Genomic DNA, 20,870 nt, shown 5'->3' with positions numbered 1-20,870 from the left:
CAACAGCCGCGCCCGCCACGGCCATGCACGCTGCGCCTCGGGCATGTCGCTGCCCAAACAGCCGGTGCCCACCCTTACGAGGTGCGTCGCGCGACGCGGAAGCCCTGCTTGAAATAAACCGTTTCGTAGGTGTGGCCGGGGTGGGCGGCGGCCGCCCATGCCTGGGCGTCGACGCTCGCACCACCCCACGCGTAGGAGCGGTCGTCGATGACGACGTACTGTGGCGGCTCCTCCATTGCCTGGGTTGTCCCAACCCAGTACACCTCGCGTCGCGGCACGAGCCTCGCGAGCAGCGTCGTGTCGGTTTCGACACTCACTCCGTCCGGAACTGCAGCGATCGCTTCCTCGGCGGCGCTCATGCGGGGGCTCTCGCGGAGGGAGGGCAGCTGCGAGAGCGGCAGGGACGTCCAGGTGAGGGCCAGGGACACGGTCGGAACGAGAGCCGCCACCCACGCGGCACGCCGCCAGGAGACGCCGAAGGATGATACGGTTCCGTCTCCGCCCGGGTCGGCCTCGTCGGGCGTACGCGCGCCTGCGCGGCCTCCCTCAAGGCCGGCGGCATCGGCCACGTCGACGCCGCCACATCGGGTGCGGCTCGCAGGGGCATCCGGGTCATCGCCCCCGTCGCGGGCCGCCTCCTCGTCCGCGCGCGACTTGCCGAGGTGTGGATCGGCTGACCCCGCCTCGTGCCCGCCCGTAATCCACCTGCTCATCACGTCGAGGAGGGCGCACGCCGCGATCGGAACGAGGACCGCGTTGTAGTGCCACGAGTCCCACACGTAGTAGGTGTCGACGGAACCGGCGAAGCGCCAGGCTAGCGTCGGCGCCGCGAGAGCAAACCAGGGGGAGGACATGCCCGCCAGCCCGGCCCCGGCGGCGGCGACCAGCAGGGTCACCAGCTTCACGGGTGGATCGGCGAGGATGCCCCAGACCGAGGGAAGGGACCTCGCCGCGGTCGCGCCGCCCGTGGAGGTGCCCGCACCGGTCGCGGAGCCGTCAAGGGAGTAGGCCCACGTTCCCGCCGGATTCACTGCGGGAAGAAGAACCTTAACGGTCACCACAAAAGCAACGATACCGAACAGGGCGTACGCCAGGGAGCACAGGACGCCGGGTCGGCCGTGGCCTCGGCGCCGCCACGCCATTGCCAGGCCGGCAACAAAGACCGTCAGCCCGAGGTCCTCCTTGACGAGGACAAGGGGGGCAAGCCACGCCATGCACGCTCCCCACCGCCTCTCCACGAATGCGACGCCCCCGAAGGCCAGCAGCGGAACGGCGCAGCACACCTCATGAAACTGGGCGGCGACGGCGCCCTGGAGGCCCCATCCCAGCCCGTACGTGATGCCGACCAGCAGGGCGCCACCCCGGCCGAGCAGGCGCTGGGCGAGGCGCGCGATGGGAAGCACCGACACCGCGAGCAACACGTCCTGGGCAACCAGGAGAGTCAGGGCCGACGGAAAGATCCGATAGACCGGACCGAGGAGCGCCAGGATCGGGTGAAAGTGGTCCCCAAGGAGGTTGTAGCCCGGACTTTTGATGGGAACGATGGGCGCCTCGAAGCGCGAGTACGCCTGGATTGCCTCGGTGAAGATACCCAGGTCCCAGGAGGGGACGACGAGGGCGCGCCACTGGGCGAGCGAGTAGCACACGTAGAGGGTGCCGACCGCGAGCGCAACCGCCGCGGGAACACCCCAGGCGGAGACGATGCCCGGGATCCTCGCTCGGCTTGCGCGCCTCACCCAACCATCTCCGCGGGCCGGGTACCACCGCCCGATGCGGGGCTGTCGGAGTCGCGGGAGCCAGCCTGCGCTCCGGAAGCTCGGCTCACGCGCGCCGCGTCGGCTGGCGACGCGGCGGCATCGTCGGAGTCATCACCGGAGGAGGCGGGGGCCGGGTAGGGCACTCCGATGCCCTGTTCGTGGGCGGCGGGGCGCTTGGAGCGCGCGTTGGAGTGGAACCCCTGGAAGACGGTGGCCAGCAGCGCATCGACCATCCGCGCGGGACGGTTGAGGGACCCCAGCGAGCGATCGGCTCCCGAGTGGGCGAAGTTGCAGGGAACCTCCATGACGGACAGCCCGGCCCGCAGAACGTTGATAGTCATGGCGGCCTCGAGGACGTAGCGCCCGCTGAAGGGCATGGCCGCGTCGATGGCCTCGCGCGTCAGGCAGCGCTGGTAGCTGAGGGGGTAGTGGCAATACCAGCCGGTCTTTCGACGAATGAGCCTGCGAGCGACGCCGGGGCCGAAGCCGGAGTACTCGCGTTCCCGCGCGGGCACCGCGATCGCCATGTCTGCCTGCCCGGCGGAGACTGCCTCGACCAGGGCGGTGGCTTCGACGGCTGACTCCCCGAGGTCGGGCGAAAGGAGGAGGATGTGTCGAGGCGGGCCGTCGGGGCGGTCGCGCATGGCGGCGACCTTCACGCCGGTTTCGATGGCCGAGGCGCGGCCGCGTTCAACGGAGTGACGCACGACGACGGCGCCGGCCGCTCGGGCAGCGCGCCCCGTGTCATCGGTGGATCCGTCGTCGACGACGATGAGGAGGTCAACGCCGGGGATGGCGCGGCAGGCGCGCACGGTGGCGGCGACGGCGCGGCCAACGTTGTGTGCAGCGATGACGGCGGCGACGCGCTGAGGCTGGGAACCACGGGACCCACTGCGATAGTTCACAACTAACATTCTACGGGCGGCGGGGCGTTGTTGCGCCCCGCCGCCCGTAATGTGAGCGACAAGCCTAGTTAAACAACAGGCAAAATCGCGCTCAGCGGATGGTGACGGCGCGCGAGACCAGGCCCTGGCGTGCGCGACGCTCCTTGTCGTCCAGCCGCTCGGTCACGGTCAGCGCCTCCGCGAGGGCCTTGGCCAGCGCCTGCGTGCCCGGCGCAACGTCGGTCGCGCTCGCACCCTCGGGCAGCTCGAAGACGGGAACAATCAGTCCGCACGCGCGGAAAGACCCGACGTATCGGGATCCCTCGCCGACGTTAGCCTCTCCCCGCGCGGCCAAGCGCGCCAGGGCGTCGAAGAGCTTCGCCTCCTCGTTGTCGGTCAGGAGGCGCACGAAGTTGCGGTTCATCTCGCACCAGTAGGCGCCGGGGACTCCGGGCACGGGTTCGGTGGGGATGATCTCGTCGCGGTTCTGATCCAGCGCTCGGCGCGTCTGGTCGTCGATCTCCTCGGCGGGATCGAACCAGAAGGAGAAGTCCTCTTCGAGCTTCATCTCCGTGAAGCCATCGGTGTCGACGATGTCCTGGAGGCGCTCGGAAGGCTCGCGCACGTCGACGGAGATGACGCCCTCGTCGCCGGCTTCCTTCGCGGCGATCGCTGCCAGAAGGGCGGCGCCCGCGTCGTGGCTGAGGTCCGCCGAGTTCGAACGCGTCTGCAGAGCCACCAGAATTCGCCCGTCGGGGCGCACCATGGCGGGGTGGCCCTCGGGAAGAAGGGTGACGAAGTCGAACTCAACGCCGCCGTGGTCGGCGTCGGTGCGTGCGGTCAGCGTGGCCGCCGGGATGAGCTCGCGCATGGCGACCAGCTCGATCTCCTTCGGCAGGCCCTCGTAGGGGCGGGCGACGAAGGGGATCGGCGGGCGGTACGCCTTGAGCTTGGCGGGATCGGTGACCTTCTTGCGGCGGCTAGCTTTACCCATGTGAGTATCCTAGCGGGTTTCGCGGGCGTGACGAGGTTGCGGCCGGGTGAGCCAACCGTCTCACCCGGCCGGTTCGGTTTCTCTCCGGCACGCAGACCCACGAGGTGGCTAGGCTGAACTGCGGCTCAGGCGAGCACCCGCGTGAAGCTGTCCCGCACGCAGACCCACGAGGTGGCGACCTGAACCCACAAGGTGGCAGATGGGCGCGGGCGCCCACGCTCCACCAGGTGGGTTAACCTGCGCATCGGCGGGTTAACCGTGCCAGCTACCGGGTCGCGCCGCCATCCACGACCCCGTACCCGCGCCACCACTGATGCGCCCGCTCTGACACCCGCGCCCCACTCACGCACCTTTGACGCCGCCGCTCACCGGAGGGGTGCGCCGAGCGCGGTGGCCTCGACGCCGCCCAGGCCGGTTCGGTAGGCCTCCAGGAAACGCTCGTACCCGGCCACGCCCTCGGGAGTGGGAGCCAGCGTCGTCACGGAAGCGTCGGCAAAGACGCGGTCTCGCAGGTACTCAACGAGGGCCTGCGGCGCACCCCCACGCTCGGCCATTGCGACGCATGCGCTGCGATACCGGGCAAGCACGGCGATGCCCCAGGCACCACCCTCGCCCGCGGTATCGCCGACGGAGACGGGAATTTCAAGCGCGTCGGCGAGGATCTGCTGGGCGACACGGGGGGTCTTGAACAGGCCGCCGTGGGCGAAGAGCGAGTCGAGGCGCACGCCCTCCTCGGCGAGGATGTCGACACCGATGCGCACGGCCGCGAAGACGCTCATGAGCTGGGCGCGAACCGCGTTGGCCAGGGTGACTCGCGCCTTCGGCGTGTGGGTGAAGAGGGGCTGCGCGGCGGTCAAGCCGACAAGCGGTTCGGCGGAGAGCGTGTTGTAGGCGACCACCCCGCCCGCGTCCTCGTCGCCCGTCAGGGCGTGCTCGTAGAGGGCGTCGTAGACGGCGGGCGTGGGCACGTCGGCTCCGATGAGACGCGCGAAGGAGGCGAACATGGCGACCCATGCATCGAGTTCGGAGGCGCCGTTGTTGGAGTGGACCATGGCGACGGGTGAGCCATCGGGCGTGGTCACCATATCGAGTTCGGTGTGCAGCCCGGACAGGGCATTGTCCAGGACCGCCATGAGGAACACGGAGGTGCCGCACGAGATGTTGCCGGTGCGCTTGGCGATGGCATTCGTGGCGATCATGCCGGTTCCCGCGTCTCCCTCGGGCGGGCACAGGGGGATGCCGGGCTGCAGGGTTCCCGTCGGGTCGATGAGAGCCGCGCCGGCGGGGGTGAGCGTCCCCGCGTCCTCTCCGGCGCACAGCACGGTCGGCAGGAGGTCACGCAGCCGCCACGGTACCCGGTCGGCAACCAGCTCCTCGTACGCCTCGATCATGGAGCTGTCGTAGGTGAGCGTCGCCGAGTCGATGGGGAACATTCCGGAGGCGTCACCCACGCCGAGAACCGCCCTGCCGGTGAGCTGGTGGTGGACCCAACCGGCCAGGGTGGTCAGGCGGGCGACCTCGCCAATCCGATCCTCACCGTCCAGGACCCCCTGGTGAAGGTGGGCGATGGACCAGCGCAGGGGAATATTGAAGGAGAACAGGCGCGTGAGCTCGTTTGCGGCGCGTCCCGTGTTGGTGTTGCGCCACGTTCGGAAGGGCGCAATTTGGCGGTCGTCGGCATCGAAGGCAAGGTAGCCGTGCATCATCGCCGAAACGCCGATGCAGCCGTAGGAGGTGGGGGTCGTTCCGTAGCGTTCACGCACGTCGGCGACGAGCGCGGCGTAGGCGTCGCGCAGCCCGTCGCGCACCTGATCCAGGGTGTAGGACCACAGCCCGTCACGCAGCTGGTTCTCCCACGAGTGGCCGCCGGTGGCCAGCACCTCGTGGTCGGGGCCGATGAGGACGGCTTTGATCCGGGTGGATCCAAACTCAATGCCGAGCGCGGTGTCGGAGGCTGCGATGGCGGCGCGGGGGTCGGTGGTCATGGGTTCTCCTTGGGTCATCATTGACGAGGCCTGGGGCCGACGTTGCGTTAACGATAGTACTCTTGCGCTCAGGCGGGTAGCGCCCGTCGCTCAGGTACCGAACGCACTGTTCGTTATCGTTCTTTTGCGACTGGTCACGGATCTACCGATGACCTACTGAGCGCCGAAGCTGCCGATGAACAGCTCGCGGGCACGGTCGATCGCGGCGAGCTCCTCGTCCGTGAGGGGCTTGGCGGATCCGCGCTCGATCAGGGTAAGGACGACCGAGGCGTAGATGTCCGAGGCCAGGGGCAGGACATGGTCGTCAATGCGTCCGGCGGACCACCGCTTGAACACGGACCGGCACATCTGGCGCAGCCGCTCGCCGAGGTCGCAGTCTCCGTCCCCGTGAACGGACAGGAGCGTGGTCAGGGCGTGCCCGTTGCGGGCGTAGAAGTCGGCCAGGTGTCGGCTCACGGCGACGCCGTCTCCCCCGCCGAGCCACATCTCTTCAATGGCCGGCGTGATGTCCTCCAGGAGGAAGGACACCACTTCGGCCAGGAGGGCGTCCTTACCGGTGTAGTGGTCGTAGAAGGTGGTGCGCGAGACCATGGAGGCCTTGCAGATGTCGGTGACGCTCACGCGCGCGTAGGGCTTGGCGCGGCATGCGGCGACGAGTCCGGATCGGATCGCGCGCCGCGTTTTGCGGATGCGCAGGTCAAGGGTTTTCTCGGCGTCTCGTCCGTGCTTGTCGGCCGCTCGCAAGAACATGTTTCTCCGATCAATGTCTCTGCATCCGTGTCGCTATCCTACGCATACCGGATGGGCTGTCCGGTATCGAACACTCCATCCGTCATTGTGCTTTTCGCCATTCGACCAAGCGCTCTATCCTCGAAGCATGTTCACGCACTACACCGGCAACCAACAGTTCGACCTCCAGCTGAACCGTTCCCTGGGCCCGATTCTGGATCGGCCGGGCATGGATCGATTGACACGTGTCCTTCCCCGCATCCGCAGCACTCGCCAGATCACGCAGCTCGCCGAGCGCCTGGCGTTGCGCTTCGATTCAGCGGGTGACGCGGCGGCCGCGTGGCGTCTGTACTCTCTAGCCGCCTTCTACCTGCCCGAGCACGACCCGCGCAAGCGCCGATTCATCGACGCCATGTCGCGTGAATTCGATGCCTCCCACGCTCACCTGGCGCTCAGCCGACACACGATTCCCTACGGCGACGGGGCACTCACAGCGATCCGTTGGGAGGCGGACTCAGCGGACCGCTCCCGCTTCCCCGAGGCGCCTGCCACCCTCGTCATGATGAATGGCTTCGACGGGTATGCGGAGGAGATCATGGGGTTCGCGGAGCACTTTTCTTCCCGCCCCTTCGACATCATCACCTTTGACGGCCCCGGTCAGGGGCACACGGCGCTGGCCGGGATGCCTCTGGAGCCAGCTTGGGAGTTCCCAACGAACGCGGTCCTGGACTACTTCGACCTGACGAGCGCGGCAGCCCTGGGGCTATCCTTCGGGGGTTACCTGGTGATGCGAGCCGCAGCCCACGTTCCGCGCATCAGCCACGTCGTCGCCTTCGACATGATGTACCGACTGCTGGACGGGCTGACGATGCCTCTGCCCGCGCCTATCCGCCCGCTCGCGGCCTCGATAGTTGAGCGCGCACGCCCCGCGTGGCTGATCGACGCCGCGATGTCGATCGGCCCGCGCGCGAACGCCGACCTCGCATGGAAGCTGCAGCAGGCGCGCACCCTGACGGGGCTGCGCAGGCCCAGCGACGCGCTGCGGGCGCTGGGGGCGTACACGATGGAGCCCCTGGCGGGCATGATCCGCCAGCCCTGCCTGGTGATGGCGGGAGACGCGGACCAGTACGTTCCCTTCGAGCGCCTGTCCGACGTGCGCCGAGCGCTCCGGAACGCGCAGTCGCTCGAGGTACGCGCGTTCCGTCACGCGCAGGATCCGGACATGGCGCAGCACTGTCAGATCGGAGACCTCGACCGCGCTTTCGCGATCATGGGCGACTGGCTCAGCGCCCCCCGCAGCGGTGCATGAGGGCGTGCATGACGGCGGCGGCGCCATCATTCTCGACGGCCGCGGTCACGTGGCGCGCGTGGGAGCGCACCTCGGCCGACGCGCCGCCCATGGCGACGCCGAAGGCCGCCCACTGGATCATCGCAATGTCGTTGGTGCCGTCCCCCACGGCGACCGTCCCGTCGCCGGGGACATCGAGCCGGACTCGCAGCTCCTCCAGGCCGCTGGCCTTCGTCACGCCTTTGGGTTCGATGTCCGCCCACGATGTCCAGCCGACGAAGACCTCGTGCGTGCGCGCCACGGCGAGGGAGGCCAGGACCGACTCGAAGTGGTCGCGGTCCATGCCGGGCTCGCGCACGACGACCTTCGGGGTGGGCGTGGAGGCCAGCTCCTCCATGGACACGACGCGACGGTCGGTTCCCTCGATTTCGTTGTTGGGGAAGGGCGCGGAGAGCAGCGTGTCGGGGTGGGGCATCGAGGCAAACACCGCCTCCGGGAGGGCGCCGGCGATCTCCGCCAGGACAGGGCCGGGAACGAAGGTGTGTTCCTCGACGATCTCGCAGTCCCCGCCCCTGACCCGAACGAGGGTCGCGCCGTTATTGCACAGCGCCCACCCGTCCGTGAAGTCCAGGACCTCCAGGACGGGGGTGACCCCCTCGAGCGCGCGGCCCGTGGCGATGACCACCTGCGCACCCGCGGCGGACAGGCCGTGGATGCCCTCCAGGACACGCTCGGTCGCACCGGCGGGTGTCAGGATCGTGCCGTCGATATCGAGGGCAACGAGGACCTGGGAGACGTCAGCGGGAAAGCCGGGGGGCAGCGCGGCCTCGGCCTCGTCGCACAGGATCGCGAAGGGCCGCGCGGCCTCCCCGGAGGAGGGAACCGTCAGGAAGCGCTCATGGGTCATCACGCCACCGGGACCAGGACCTCGAGTCCTCCCAGGTAGGGACGCAGGGCCTCGGGCACGTAGACGGAGCCGTCGGCGCGCTGGTGGTTTTCGAGGATGGCGACGATCCAGCGGGTCGTGGCCAGCGTTCCGTTGAGGGTGGCGACCGGAGCCATGCCGCCCTCGCGGCGCTCGCGAATACCGAGCCGGCGGGCCTGGAAGGTCGTGCAATTCGAGGTCGACGTGACCTCCATGTAGCGCTCCTGGGTGGGCAGCCACGCCTCGCAGTCGAACTTGCGGGCGGCGGAGGTGCCCAGGTCGCCGGCCGCCGTGTCGATGACGCGATAGGGCAGCTCGACCTTGGCCAGCATCTCTTCCTCCCACGCAAGGAAACGCTGGTGCTCCTCGGCGGCGTCCTCGGGGCGGCAGTAGCTGAACATCTCGGCCTTGTTGAACTGGTGGACGCGGATGATCCCGCGGGTGTCCTTACCCGCCGAGCCGGCCTCGCGGCGGTAGCAGGTGGACCAGCCCATGTAGCGCTTGGGGCCGCCGCTCAGGTCGAGGATCTCGTCGGCGTGGTAGCCGGCGAGGGCCACCTCCGACGTGCCGGTCAGGTACAGGTCGTCGGCGGGCAGGTAGTAGATCTCGTCGGAGTGCTCGTTGAGGAAGCCGGTGCCTCCCATGACCTGGGGCGTCACCAGCGTCGGGGTCATCATCGGGACGAAGCCGTTGGCGAGCGCCTGGTCCATGGCCATCGTCATGAGGGCCAGCTCCAGGCGGGCACCGATGCCCTTGAGGTAGTAGAAGCGCGCGCCGGAGACCTTCGCCCCGCGCTTGGTATCGATCGCATCCAGCCCTTCCCCGATGGCCAGGTGATCCTTGGCCTCGAAGCCTTCGGCGGCGAAGTCGCGCGGGGTGGGACCCTCGTGGCGCAGGACCACGAAGTCTTCCTCGCCACCCACGGGGACGCCGTCGACGATGAGGTTGGGGAGCAGACGAGCCAGGCGGTCAGCCTCGGCGTCGGCGGCGCCCGCGCGACCCTCGGCTTCCTTCACCTGTTCTGCAAGTTCCTTGGCCTTGGCCAGGATTGCGGGGCGTTCTTCCTTCGAGGCGCGGCCCACGGACTTGGAGACCTCCTTCTGGGTGGCTCGCAGGTTCTCAAAGGCCTGCAGGGCCTCTCGGCGCTTCGCATCGGCCGCGATGATCTCGTCGACGAGGTCGGGGTTGGCTCCGCGGGCTCGCTGGGAGGCGCGGGCGGGTTCGGGGTTCTCACGCAGGGCACGCACATCAATCATGGGTCCATCCTATGCCAGGTGACCGCGCCGTGTCCCCCACCGCAGGGCGGGGGAAGGAGGAGGATCGCGCGGGCTCCCCAGGCGGCCCGTTCCTCCGCCGGGTGTTTGCAGCCCGGGCGACCCCGGGGGCCTCACGTCGGTGCAGCCGCCGCCCCAGCCCGCCCACCGGCACGGCGACACTCACATTCTATCGCGCCTGGCATACGCCACACCCCTCGTCCACCGGCACAGACGCTCGCGGCGAGAACCGGCGCCCCCACTTTCCCGACCAGCAGGTCAGGATTACTGAATAGTTATCCACCCTTGGGGCATAACCGTGTGGATAACTTCGACACACGGTCGCACCGACGGCGCCGAGCCGGGCCGAAGGACGACGAATCAGCATTCATCGGCCAATCCACAGCTTGTTCCCCGGCTGGAGCGATACCCTATACACATGGACGCATCGGCTTGGATACTGGGCGCGGCATGTGCCGTGGGTGCCATCGGAGTTGCTCGCGCGGCGACCACACTGACGCGTCGGCGCCGCAGGAGACGCGCGCTGGCTGTCCCCGCCTCGGCCGACGACCCATCGCGTGGCCGCCCGCGCCCGTGGGTCATCATGAACCCCTCCAAGCACGCCAACCCCGAGGCCTTCAAGGACCTCATCAACAAAGAGGCGGCAACCCTTGGAATCGACCACGTCCACTGGCTCGAAACCACGCCCGAGGACCCCGGCACCGGTCAGGCTGTGCGCGCACTCGACCTGGGTGCGTCGGTCGTCATCGCCGCGGGCGGGGACGGGACCGTGCGCGCGGTCGCGGCCGGAATGGCAGGGTCGGGCGTGCGCATGGGAATCATCCCCGTGGGAACGGGGAACGTCCTGGCAGGAAACCTGTCGATACCCGAGGACCCCGCCCACGCCCTCGCGGTGGCCCTGGGAGCCAATCACCGATGCGTCGATCTCGCGTGGGTACGGGTCGAGGGGATCCTCGAGGATTCGAAGTTACCGCCCGAGGGGGGGCTTCGCGCATCCGCACGCTCCTCGAAGGACAGCCACGCGACCGACACGAGCGCCTCGACCTCACGGCGAGAGCCCCGCGCCGACGAGTACGCGTGCCTCGTGATCGCGGGCATGGGCTACGACGGAGCGACGATGGCGGACACGGACAGCGAATTGAAGAAGCGCATCGGGTGGATCGCCTACGTGTGGGCGGGTCTGGGGGCGATGGGAGTCCCGCGCATGAGGGCACATCTGACCCTCCACGCCCCCACCACTGCGGCGGCCGACCCGCTCGGGGTGGGGGACCAGATTTCGGGCACGCTCGTTGACCCGGCGCAGCCTTCTTGCCCCGAGGACAAGTCTCGACATAGCGACGAGGTGACGAGCGTGGAGGCTCGCTCCGTCATGTTCGCCAACGCCGGCGAACTCAAGGTCCTGGTGCTGGCCCCCGACGCTGACCTCTCCGACGGCCTCATCGACGTCGTCGCGGTGGACGCGCAGGCGGGTTTGCTCGGCTGGGCGAACGTGACCTGGAAGATGCTCGGCCAGCTGATCGGCCTGCGCCCGGTCAACCTGCCCCTATCGACGGGCACCCTCGCCTTCCGGCAAGCCCGGGGCGCGTCCGTGACCGCCGACGAGGCCCAGGTGTGTCAGGTGGACGGCGATCCGATCGGCGTCGCCCACACCATGCACATCCGCATGCAGGCCGGAGCACTCGACATTGCGGTTCCCGCCGAGCGCACGTGGATGGAGCTCCTGCCGAGCTGAGTACGGTTCGCGAGCCCCACAGAGCCATCACCAAGTTGCTAGGGGCTTATGCAAGCGCAAATCAACACTTGTCACGATGGTCGCACAAGCGAAACGACACGACTCGTGCGTAATTTTGCTGGATCAGATCAACTTCCATTCGACAATCTTGCGCCCCCCGTGGCCACTCATCGCCCCGCGACCATCAGGATGCGCCGCACGCTCATCCTCTTTGAACCGCCTCCCGTTCTTGGACATCGATTGAGAAGTCCGAGGAATGGGAGGCTTGTGGTGCCTGTTGATCCTCGTGTGGAGCATGATTGTCTGCTGAGGGACAGTGAGATGGGGCGTTTCAGAGGCATTCCGCGGAATGCCCGCGTGTTGACTTGTGCTCGGTAGTGTTACACCACTTAGCGGGGTATTACACCAGTTCGGAGGTGGTGCAACACTCCCTAACTGGTGCAACACGCCCTAACCGGTGCAGGCCTGCCTGGCCTGGCTCGGATGGAAGCTTGCCGGGGTGCTATGGAGCGGCGTGCGACGCGAATGAGCTTGTTGCCTAGTGGCACTGCGCTGCCGAGCGTGGCATTGCACGAGATAGGAGGCACTGCCATGCCCCCGCAACTCGCGCACTGCTGTTATATCTAGCGCGAACCTGCCCAATATGTGCCCGTGGAGCGCGGCGATGCGGGGTCAGGCCAGCGGCCAGGACGGCGCGTGGCCACCCGCATTACCAGTGCCGTCGCCGCCGCGCAGCAGGTCCGACACCCACGCGCGCCCAGCGTGGAAGGCCTCGTCGCTGGTTCCGGGGGCGACCGATGCCCGCACTCCGTCGACGCGCGGATAGGATCCCATGAAACGCACCTCCGGTGAATACCGGTGCAGGCCGACCAGGGCGGCCTGGACGCGCTCCTCCCGAATGTGCCCCACAATGTCGATGCTGAAGGTGTAGTTGCCCAAGCCGTCCCCGCTGGGACGCGACTCGATGCGCGACAGGTCCACCCCGCGCACCGAGAACTGCTCCAGGAGGGTCAGCAGCGCACCCGACTCGTTGACGGGCAGCGCCACCTGAATCGTCGTCTTGTCCGCCCCGGTGGGGGGAGGGATTGCGCCGGGGCGCGCCACGAGCACGAAGCGCGTGATGGCACCGGGGTTGTCGGCCACGTCGCTGAACATGGCCTCCAGGCCGTAGGTCGAGACCGACACCGCGTTGCACAGGGCGGCATCGAAGGACGCGTCCCCATCCGACAGGAGTTCCGCAGCGGCGGCCGTGGAGGTCGCCGGAACGTGAATCGCGCCCGGGAACGTCTCCTCCACCCAGCCTCGGCACTGCGCCCAGGCGTGCGGGTGCGTGCCGATCCGGCGAACATCCTCCGGCCTGGTGCCCGGAAGGACCGCCAGTTGAAACACCACGTGCACGTGCATTTCGGCGACGATGACGAGGGGGTCGCCGTGCGAGAGGGCATCCAGCGTCGCGTTGACGCCACCCTCGATGGAGTTCTCGATCGGAACCACCGCCCGGTCGGCCTCGCCTCGGCGTACCGCCGCGAGCGCATGCGGGGCGCTCGTCATGGGAAGAAGGAGCGCGCCGGCGGGCGCAACCTGGTGAACGGCCTGTTCGGTAAAGGTGCCGAATGGGCCCAGGAACGCGATGCGCAGCCTGTCGCCTGCGGGAGCGGGGCCGGGAATGTTCGTCGTCATGCTGTAAGGGTATCGACAGGCGCCCGAGCGGCGCGTACCCACCGATGCGCGAAGGTGTCAATGTGGCCAATCGCGCGGCTGCCCTATTCGAAGGCCCGCGCACCTCCCCCGGGGACCACGTCGCCGCACGCGGTGATCTTCCACAGCTTCGCGGTGCCCCCCGCGTCGACAAGCTCGAAGCCGGAGGACGTGTCCACGCCGTAGAAACCGGGGTGGCGGGTCGAACGCATGAAGTTGTAGTAGGCGCCGTCCTCTTCCTCGTAGAAGTGAGTGATGCCGAGCCGACGCACGACCTCGCACACCTGCGGATCGGTCGCGATGTTGCGGAACCCGTGGGTGAGCACCTTCTGGGAGGCGCTGTCGGCGTTGACGGTGCTCAGCTGCGGGAACACGGTCTTGCGTCCCGCCAGCATCTCGGCGTAGGCTTCGCCCGCGATGGGGTCGCCAACGATCAGCGCGTCCGGCGCGGTCGTGTACTTCATGCGTCGCAGCATGGACAGTTCTCCGAGGCTTGCCATGCCGGGCTTTCCGAGGCGGCCGGGATCGTAGACGGAGGCGACCGCCGCGTTTCGCGCGTCGATGGCGCCCAGGCCCGACAGCACCAGGAGGAGAGCACCCACTCCGACCTGGATCGGCCATCGGGGCGCCTCGACCTCCTCGTGGACGCCGCGCTCGGCCAGAATCCTGCGCAGGGACGTGGTCCACGCGGCGTGGATGAGGCGCACGATGGCCGCGAAACCGACCGCCATGAGGACGGTCAGTGCGATGTCCTCGACCCCCATGATGCGCCGCGCATCCTTGTACCAGGGGGCGAGGAGGAAGGTGCGCAGCGCAGAATTGGGCGCGTATGCCAGGCCTGTGAGGAACGCCAGGATCACGTATGACACGAGCGGCCAGTGCGCCACCGGCGCGGCCTCCTCGAGGAGGGAGGCCCACACCCCGCCTCGGGCCACGCTATCCTTCACGGACGCGGCGTCTTCCTCGCCTCGCACGTCCAGGCCGGCGGCCGACGCCGCCTGTTCCAGGGGGTCCGGGCGACGCAGGAGGGTGTGAAGGCCCGCGGTCACGGCGATGCCGACGATCAGGAGGCCGAGCTGGACGAGGGACCACTGGGTCATGCCGGACGTGGGAGAGAAGGGCGGGTAGGGCAGGAAGGCGTGGGAGAATGCCTCGCTCCAGCTGCTTCCGTCGCGCCTGTACATGCCCATCGCCTGAATCTTCGGGGAGGACAACGCGGCCAGGGGCGCGGCGACGACCACCGCGCCGACGCCGGCCCAGGCGAGGGCCGCGACGCGGCCACGTCTTCCCAGCCCAAACGCGCGTCGAGCGAGGGACGCGAGCGAGGCGAGGAGGGGGGCGATCAGGAAAGCGAGGATGGAGAAGGCCGCGCTGGGGTGGGACCCGACGAGGCCGATGCACCCGATCAGCAGGAAGATGCCTTGGGGGATGCGGCGCGTGAAGGCCCGAGGCCCCTGCCCGCCGCGCACGTCCTCCCCAAGTCGGCGTCCGGCGAGGATAGCGAGTGCGGCCAGGCCGGGAACCAGGGAGGTGCCCGTCGCGTTGGGCCACTGGTTGTACATGGTGAGGGCGTCGGCGGGCATGTTGAGCAGCGCGCCGCCGATCACGGGGGCGGCGATGATCGCCGAGCGCGAGGAGGTGAGCACGGACACCAGGGCGGCCAGGCCGGTGACCCACACGACCATGAGGGCGAGTGAGGACACGTTGGCAGTTTGGACGACGGAGTCAAAACGCGAGAACAGGGCGACGAATGCGTGCCATCCCGTCGGGTAGTAGACGCGGCGCCCTCCGTAGAGCTCGTGGAGCCCGCCGAAGGGGCTGGCGTCCTTGCCGTAGAGGATTGCGTGGACGCCGTTCTGGTGGAACGTCGGATCCCACTGCTGGACCGGGTTCGCGGGGTGTGCGACGGTGACGAGCGGCCAGGCGGCCAGCAGGAAGCCCACGAGGATCGCGCCCCAGGTGGCCGCGCGGATCGCCGCCTGGGCGCCGCCGATGGGGACGCGCACGCCGATGGCCTCGCGCAAGGTCAGGCCTTTGAGGGAGAATCCCCCGTTGGTTCGACGAAAGTAGCTCAGGCTCCACGCCCCTGCCCCTCCCAGGGCGCTGAGCCCGAGGACGGGAAGGACGCTCGAACGCTCCCATTCGATACCGAGGGCGGGGTATGCCACGGAGAGAACGGTCACCAGCCCGAAGGTGAACGCGGGCGCTGCGCCGACTCCCACCAGGGACGAACGCACGCCCGCCCGCAGCCACATGAAGCCCGGGAGCACCAGGGCCACCATCATGGCGAGGAGGGTCGGGAGCAGCATCCACCAGGCGAACACGCTCTTACTCCTTGTCGGCGTGGGCGCGACGCTTGCCGATGACCTCGATGAGGACGGGCGTGGCAGAGACCAGGATGATGACGGCGAGGATCAGCGTCAGGTTGTCGTGGACGAAGGGAACGTTGCCCAGGAGCGCACCCACGAGGATGAAGCCCGCTCCCCAGATGAGCGCACCCAGGGTGTTGAAGGCGAGGAACTTCGGGTAGGGGTAGCGGGCAATGCCGGCCGCGATCGGGATGAACGTGCGCACGAAGGGGATGAAGCGCCCGATGAGGAGCGAGCGCCCACCGTAGTTCGTGAAGTAGTGCTCGGCCTTCTCTAGGTGCTTCGTCTTCAACACGCGCGCGTCGGGCTTGAAGAAGCGGCGCCCCCACGTGGCGCCCAGGAAGTAGCCGATCTGGGCGCCAACGAAGGCTGCGACGACAACCAGGGCGATCAGCGTCGGCAGGTGCAGGCCGAGGCGATCGTGCAGGAGTCCGGCGGTGAAGAGCATGGACTCGCCCGGCAGGACGGGGAAGAGGACCCCTGACTCGATGAGGACGATGAACATCGTTCCCCAGAGGACCCACGGCCCCATGGCGACGAGAAGGGTCTCGGGATTTTTGAACCACTCGATAACGGTGTGCAGCATCGACGGATCCGATGCGCTCACGAGTGTCGACCAGGTCACGATAGGGCCCTTTTCTGCTGGGAATGTATCCCCCTAACCCTACCTTTCTTGACCGCGAATATAGGATGGTCAGCATGAGGAAGCGCAAGGATTCACACGACGACACTCCGGTCGGGGACACGAGTCTGCTGTTCGTGCCGTCCTCATCCGAGGATCCATCCGGGTCCGGGGTCGACGCTCTGATGGGAATGATGGACGCGGAGGAGGCGCCCTCGGCCCCCTCTCCCGCCCCGCCCCAGCCATCCTCGCAGGCCACCACGCTGGTCTTCGCCCCCGCCCAGGTGATCGACGCGCCGTCCGTCCCCGGCGGCGTCGCTCCCCCTCAGGCTGCGTCCCTCCCCGCCGCGGCCTCGGCCCCCGAGCCCCCGACGCCCGAACAACCCCCTCGTCCCGTCGCTCCCGCGCAGGCGCCCGCCCCGGTGAGCGTCGCGGTCGCCGATGCGCAGGCGCCCGCCCCGCCCGACGTCTCCTCCCCCGCCGACGAAACCCCGGCGGGAGCGCAGTCCGCGCAGCAGCCCGAGGCCGCGGTGCCCGAGGAGAAGGGTTCCGCTCGCAGGCTTCGCCTTCCTCGTCCCGTCTACATCGCCGATCGGGTTAGCGCGGTGCGTCGCCGCCGAGAGGACGTCGTTGACGTCGTCATCTCGCTGGTCGCGATCGTCCTGATTTGGGCAATCGGCACGCTCGCCAGCGCCACCACGCGCGGGGTGACGCTGGACGTCCTGCGTTTCCAGGTCATTCGACAGATGCTGCTGCTGCCCGTCAGCATCATCGAGGGCCTCATCGTCCTGGTCACCCCGATCCTGGTGATCGTCTCCCTCGCCCTGCGACGACGCCTCCAGGCCATCATCCAGGTGCTGGTCACAAGCCTTATTGCGGCGGTCGGCGGCTGGATCATCATCATCCTCACGGGTCTGCTCCCCGCCGAGCTAACCGTTCCCCTCAGCGTTGATCGGGCGATCGCCACGCAGGGCTCGCAGACGGGCATCGTGATCGCCATTAACCTCGTGATCGTGACGCTGTGCGCCCTCTTCACCTCGGCGGGAGAAGCCCAGTCGATGCGCGCGATCCGGTGGGGATGGACGGGACTGTGGATCATCCTGATCCTCGGTGTTCTGCGTTCCTTCATGACCCTTCCCGTCGCCTTCATCTCCGTCTTCCTCGGTCGCGCCTTCGGATCCGGCTCCCGATGGATCATGGGCTATGACGACCAGCGCGCAACCGGCAGCGCTCTCGTGGAGGCGTTGCTTGGGATTGGGATTACTCCCTCTCGCATCGTGCGCTCGGACCTCGACACCTCCGAAGAGCCCCTGTCCACCTGGGCTATCGCCGAGAACTCGCGCGGGCGCCTCACTCAGATGCCCGCGGACCTGGGCGACATGGGTGTCACGGTGACCAGGCGCCCCGACCCCGATCACCACCGCCACTACCAGGTCTGGAGCGATGCGGGCCTCGCCTATGAAGTCATCGTCATGGACCTCGGCCAGGAGCTCACGGGAACCCTGCAGGAGATGTGGAACAACCTGCGCCTGCGGGGAATTAGCCGCTGGGTGTCCCCCTCGATGAAGGCCCAGGCGGAGCGCTCATCATTCACCGCGCTGCAGGCGCTGCGCGCAGGGGTATTCACTCAGGAACCGATCGGTATTGCCGCGGCGTCTGACTCCATCGTCGTGGTACTTTCCGCGCTGCCCGTCACCACCCCGCTGACGTCCCTCGGCGAGGACGTCACGGACAACGTCTTAGATCGGGCGTGGGAGCAGCTCCGGTTGGCTCACTCCCGCGGGATCTCTCACCGAGCGCTGACCCCCGACGCCGTCGTCGTCGACTCTTCCGCCGACGTGTGGCTGCTGGACTGGGACGCCGGGGAGGTGGCGACGACGGAGCTCAACCAGTCGATCGACATCGCCCAGATGCTGGTTCTCACCGCTCTCGCGGTGGGCCCGGACCGGGCGCTTGCGGCCGGCCGACGCTGCGTCGGCGAGGAGACCCTGGCTGCTTGTGCGCCGGTCATCCAGAAGCCGGTGCTTCCCGCGTCAGTGAACCAGATGCTGCGCCGATCGGACCTGCTGAGCGAGCTGCGCGCGGCCCTCGTGGGGGACTCTGAGGACGAGACGACGGCTACCGCGGACCTGCAGCGCTTCCGTCCACGCACGATCTTTACGGTCGCCGTCCTGTTCATCGCGGTCTTCGTCGTCATGGGGTCGCTTAACTTCAAAGACATCGTCTCGACGGTCACCAGCGCTAACCCCTGGTGGATGGCTGCTTCGGCCGTGTTGGCCTGCCTCATCTGGGTCGGTTCCACAGTCCCACTCATCGCCCTGTCCCCGGAGAAGCTTCGCTTCAGGGACACGCTCGTCGCTCAGGTGGCGGCGTCAATCATTACGATCGTGGCACCCGCCGGCGTGGGGCCGGCCGCCCTCAACCTGCGCTACCTGCGTAAGCGCCGCATTCCAACGGCGATGGCGGTCACGACGGTGACGCTCATGCAGATCTCGCAGGCCATCATCACAATCGTTCTCCTGCTCCTCGTCATGGTGATCGCGGGCTCGTCCCTGTCGGTGTCCGTGCCCTACGGGACGATCCTCGGAGTCGTCGCCGTCGTCATGGTGGCGGTCGGCGTCATCGTGGCGGTGCCGAAGGTGCGCCGCTGGATCTGGGCGAAGATCCAGCCGACCTGGCAGCAGGTGTATCCGCGTCTCCTGTGGATTATCGGTCAGCCGCGTCGCTTGGCCGCCGTGGTCGGTGGCAACCTGCTGATGAACATCGGCTACGTGGGGTCGTTCTGGACGGCGATGGTCGCCATGGGCGGCTCGCTGAACTTCTCGACGGTGGCCATCACGTATCTGACTGCGAATGCGGCGGGTTCGTTCATCCCCTCGCCCGGCGGCATCGGCACGGTGGAAACGGCCCTGACCTCGGGCCTCACGGTCGCGGGCGTGTCCTCATCCGTCGCGATCGCGACCGCCCTGCTGTACCGTCTCGTCACCTTCTACGGGCGCATCCCCTTCGGCTGGCTGGCGATGAAGTACATGGAGAAGAAGGACCTCATCTAGGCCGACTGGGCGAGGACCCGGACCGCTTCTCCTGCGGCCTGCCCGAGCTTCGCACCGCGCACCACCGCGCCTCGCGAGTAAGCCCCTCTGGCACAGGCTCAGCACGGACGTAATACTCCCACGGGATGATACTTCGGATCATCCAAACCTCCAGCGAGAGCGAAGATGATGGAACGACGGTGCTCATCGTCCATGCCCCCAGACTGGCGATGACGCGCTCACGCAGTTCAGCAAGGCGATACGGCGGCGGCACACGCGCCTTCATCATTGCTCCGTTCACGCAAACATCTAGTTGCTTCTAATTTTGCCTCAATTTGAAGCAACTAGATCTGACGGCGGCACCCATCCGCAGTTCCCCGCGTGACGGATGTTGCGGTCCGATGTGTCCTCCTACCGCCCCGGGAAGAGCCCCGAGCCGGCGTCACTGCACGTACGTCTCGCGTTCGAGGAAGGCGGCGCTCACGCCGCTCACGCCGCGAATCGCCTCAAGAGACCCGGCCGGCGCGCGCAGCGCAAAGCCCTGCAGGGCGTTCTTGTACTCGCGCTCGACTGTGACCAACGCGCCCGGATAGACCCCGGCGACGGCCTCGTTGATGGCGGCGAGCGTGGCCTCGTGGTCGGCGTCCTCTTCGAGGCGGACGATGATGACGGCGGGCCGCGCGGGATCCGTGTCGACAGCCGGAGCGCTCGGAGCGCTCTGCGAGGATTGGCCGCTCTTCGAGGTGAGCGCGGTGTCGGTGTCGCCCGTCGGTAGGGAGGAGGCGGGGGGCGGCGTGGACTGCGGCGATTGTGCGTCGGCGCCGGAGAGCGCAGCCGGATCGGACTGGGCGGCGGGTGCCTGCGATGCCGGGGAGGAGCAACTGGCGAGCGCGAGCGCGCACGTTCCGACGCCCGCCAGGAGGACGGCTGGTTTCTTCATGGACATAGTGCACCCCTCTGTGGTCTCGGGCGAACTCCGCAGGTGACGGGACGCGCGGGTCCTCCCGTTTCCTCCAACATACCGCAGGAGCGCGCCTGCGGCGCGATCCGCTTGAGCGCGATCCGCGGCGGGCAACGGGAGGGCCCGGGGAGTGCTCGCAGCGCTGCACTCCCCGGGCCCTCAGCCGAACCGGTAACCGCTAGGGTTGCAGGGCGCCGTCCGGTCCGAAGACGTATGTGGTGCCTTCGATTGTCTGGGTGCCTGTTTGCATGGCCCCGCTTCCTGACAGGAAGTACCAGGAGCCACCCACGTTGACCCACCCGGTCGCCATCGCGCCGCTACCGCCCAGGTAGTACCAGGAGCCACCCTGGTTGAGCCAACCAGTACGCATCGCCCCAGAAGAATCCAGGTAATACCAGGTACCACCGTCATTGACCCAACCGGTCACCATCGCACCGCTACCACCCAGGTAATACCAGGTACCCCGGTCGTTGAGCCACCCAGTCACCATCACCTTCGTGGCCGGATCCAGGTAGTACCAGGCGCCATCGCGCACCCAACCACTCACAAGCACACCATCGGAATCGGCATACACCCACTGACCATCCACGCGCTTCAGCCAGCCGGTCGCCATGTAGCCA

Annotated in this window: 14 protein-coding genes and 1 pseudogene; 3 read left to right on the top strand and 12 right to left on the bottom strand. The window is 68.1% G+C overall.

The window, feature by feature from the left end; translation table 11 throughout:
* Nucleotides 1-74: 74 nt before the first annotated feature.
* The 5 genes from HMPREF9006_RS07230 to HMPREF9006_RS07210 all read right to left on the bottom strand — a co-directional run bounded on the left by HMPREF9006_RS07230 (nt 75) and on the right by HMPREF9006_RS07210 (nt 6,370).
* On the bottom strand, nt 75-1,736 hold the full coding sequence (locus HMPREF9006_RS07230; RefSeq protein ID WP_009212943.1) for a DUF2079 domain-containing protein: 1,662 nt from the start codon (nt 1,734-1,736) through the stop codon (nt 75-77).
* On the bottom strand, nt 1,733-2,662 hold the full coding sequence (locus HMPREF9006_RS07225) for a glycosyltransferase family 2 protein (protein WP_083806955.1): 930 nt from the start codon (nt 2,660-2,662) through the stop codon (nt 1,733-1,735). The genes HMPREF9006_RS07230 and HMPREF9006_RS07225 overlap by 4 nt, the downstream gene beginning before the upstream one ends.
* A gap of 91 nt (nt 2,663-2,753) precedes the next feature.
* The gene (locus HMPREF9006_RS07220; protein ID WP_009212941.1) at nt 2,754-3,635 is read right to left on the bottom strand and encodes a DUF5926 family protein; all 882 of its coding nucleotides are present in this window, start codon (nt 3,633-3,635) and stop codon (nt 2,754-2,756) included.
* A gap of 365 nt (nt 3,636-4,000) precedes the next feature.
* On the bottom strand, nt 4,001-5,620 hold the full coding sequence (locus HMPREF9006_RS07215) for a xylulokinase (RefSeq protein ID WP_034231424.1): 1,620 nt from the start codon (nt 5,618-5,620) through the stop codon (nt 4,001-4,003).
* 153 nt (nt 5,621-5,773) lie between these two features.
* On the bottom strand, nt 5,774-6,370 hold the full coding sequence (locus tag HMPREF9006_RS07210) for a TetR/AcrR family transcriptional regulator (RefSeq protein WP_009212939.1): 597 nt from the start codon (nt 6,368-6,370) through the stop codon (nt 5,774-5,776).
* 127 nt (nt 6,371-6,497) lie between these two features.
* On the opposite strand from HMPREF9006_RS07210, the gene HMPREF9006_RS07205 reads away from it, so the two are divergent.
* Nucleotides 6,498-7,658 carry an alpha/beta fold hydrolase gene (locus tag HMPREF9006_RS07205; RefSeq protein WP_009212938.1) on the top strand — a complete coding sequence of 387 codons (1,161 nt, stop codon included), beginning with the start codon at nt 6,498-6,500 and terminating at the stop codon, nt 7,656-7,658.
* Here HMPREF9006_RS07205 and HMPREF9006_RS07200 read toward each other — a convergent pair.
* Nucleotides 7,633-8,544, bottom strand: coding sequence for an HAD hydrolase family protein (locus HMPREF9006_RS07200; RefSeq protein WP_009212937.1), 912 nt, complete (start codon nt 8,542-8,544; stop codon nt 7,633-7,635). The two genes, HMPREF9006_RS07205 and HMPREF9006_RS07200, sit on opposite strands and share 26 nt — an antisense overlap.
* Nucleotides 8,544-9,818, bottom strand: coding sequence for a serine--tRNA ligase (gene serS, locus HMPREF9006_RS07195; protein ID WP_009212936.1), 1,275 nt, complete (start codon nt 9,816-9,818; stop codon nt 8,544-8,546). Before serS ends, HMPREF9006_RS07200 begins: the two co-directional genes overlap by 1 nt.
* A gap of 436 nt (nt 9,819-10,254) precedes the next feature.
* Here serS and HMPREF9006_RS07190 point away from each other — a divergent pair, with 436 nt between their 5' ends.
* Nucleotides 10,255-11,568, top strand: a complete 1,314-nt coding sequence (locus tag HMPREF9006_RS07190) for a diacylglycerol/lipid kinase family protein (protein WP_034231418.1) — start codon at nt 10,255-10,257, stop codon at nt 11,566-11,568.
* 672 nt (nt 11,569-12,240) lie between these two features.
* Here the strand turns inward: HMPREF9006_RS07190 and pheA are convergent.
* The 3 genes from pheA to HMPREF9006_RS07175 form a co-directional block, all read right to left on the bottom strand.
* Complete coding sequence (gene pheA / locus HMPREF9006_RS07185; protein WP_009212934.1) at nt 12,241-13,248, bottom strand: prephenate dehydratase; 1,008 nt, start codon at nt 13,246-13,248, stop codon at nt 12,241-12,243.
* A gap of 83 nt (nt 13,249-13,331) precedes the next feature.
* The gene (locus HMPREF9006_RS07180) at nt 13,332-15,590 is read right to left on the bottom strand and encodes a DUF6541 family protein (protein WP_009212933.1); all 2,259 of its coding nucleotides are present in this window, start codon (nt 15,588-15,590) and stop codon (nt 13,332-13,334) included.
* Nucleotides 15,591-15,594: 4 nt separating this feature from the next.
* Entirely contained in the window at nt 15,595-16,221 is a 627-nt protein-coding gene (locus HMPREF9006_RS07175; protein WP_009212932.1) for a DedA family protein, read from the bottom strand.
* Between the two features lie 113 nt (nt 16,222-16,334).
* On the opposite strand from HMPREF9006_RS07175, the gene HMPREF9006_RS07170 reads away from it, so the two are divergent.
* Nucleotides 16,335-19,310: a lysylphosphatidylglycerol synthase transmembrane domain-containing protein gene (locus tag HMPREF9006_RS07170; RefSeq protein WP_034231414.1), complete on the top strand. Its 2,976-nt coding sequence runs from the start codon at nt 16,335-16,337 to the stop codon at nt 19,308-19,310.
* Nucleotides 19,311-19,731: 421 nt separating this feature from the next.
* Here HMPREF9006_RS07170 and HMPREF9006_RS07165 read toward each other — a convergent pair whose 3' ends face one another.
* Together HMPREF9006_RS07165 and HMPREF9006_RS07160 are read right to left on the bottom strand one after the other, a co-directional pair.
* Nucleotides 19,732-20,235: a hypothetical protein gene (locus HMPREF9006_RS07165; protein WP_009212931.1), complete on the bottom strand. Its 504-nt coding sequence runs from the start codon at nt 20,233-20,235 to the stop codon at nt 19,732-19,734.
* Between the two features lie 193 nt (nt 20,236-20,428).
* Nucleotides 20,429-20,870: pseudogene (locus HMPREF9006_RS07160) on the bottom strand (S8 family serine peptidase); the annotation flags it as partial.

Origin of the sequence: Actinomyces sp. oral taxon 180 str. F0310, assembly GCF_000185285.1 — a bacterium.
In the GTDB taxonomy this organism is placed as follows: domain Bacteria; phylum Actinomycetota; class Actinomycetes; order Actinomycetales; family Actinomycetaceae; genus Pauljensenia.
This window is presented reverse-complemented; position numbering and strand designations above follow the sequence as displayed.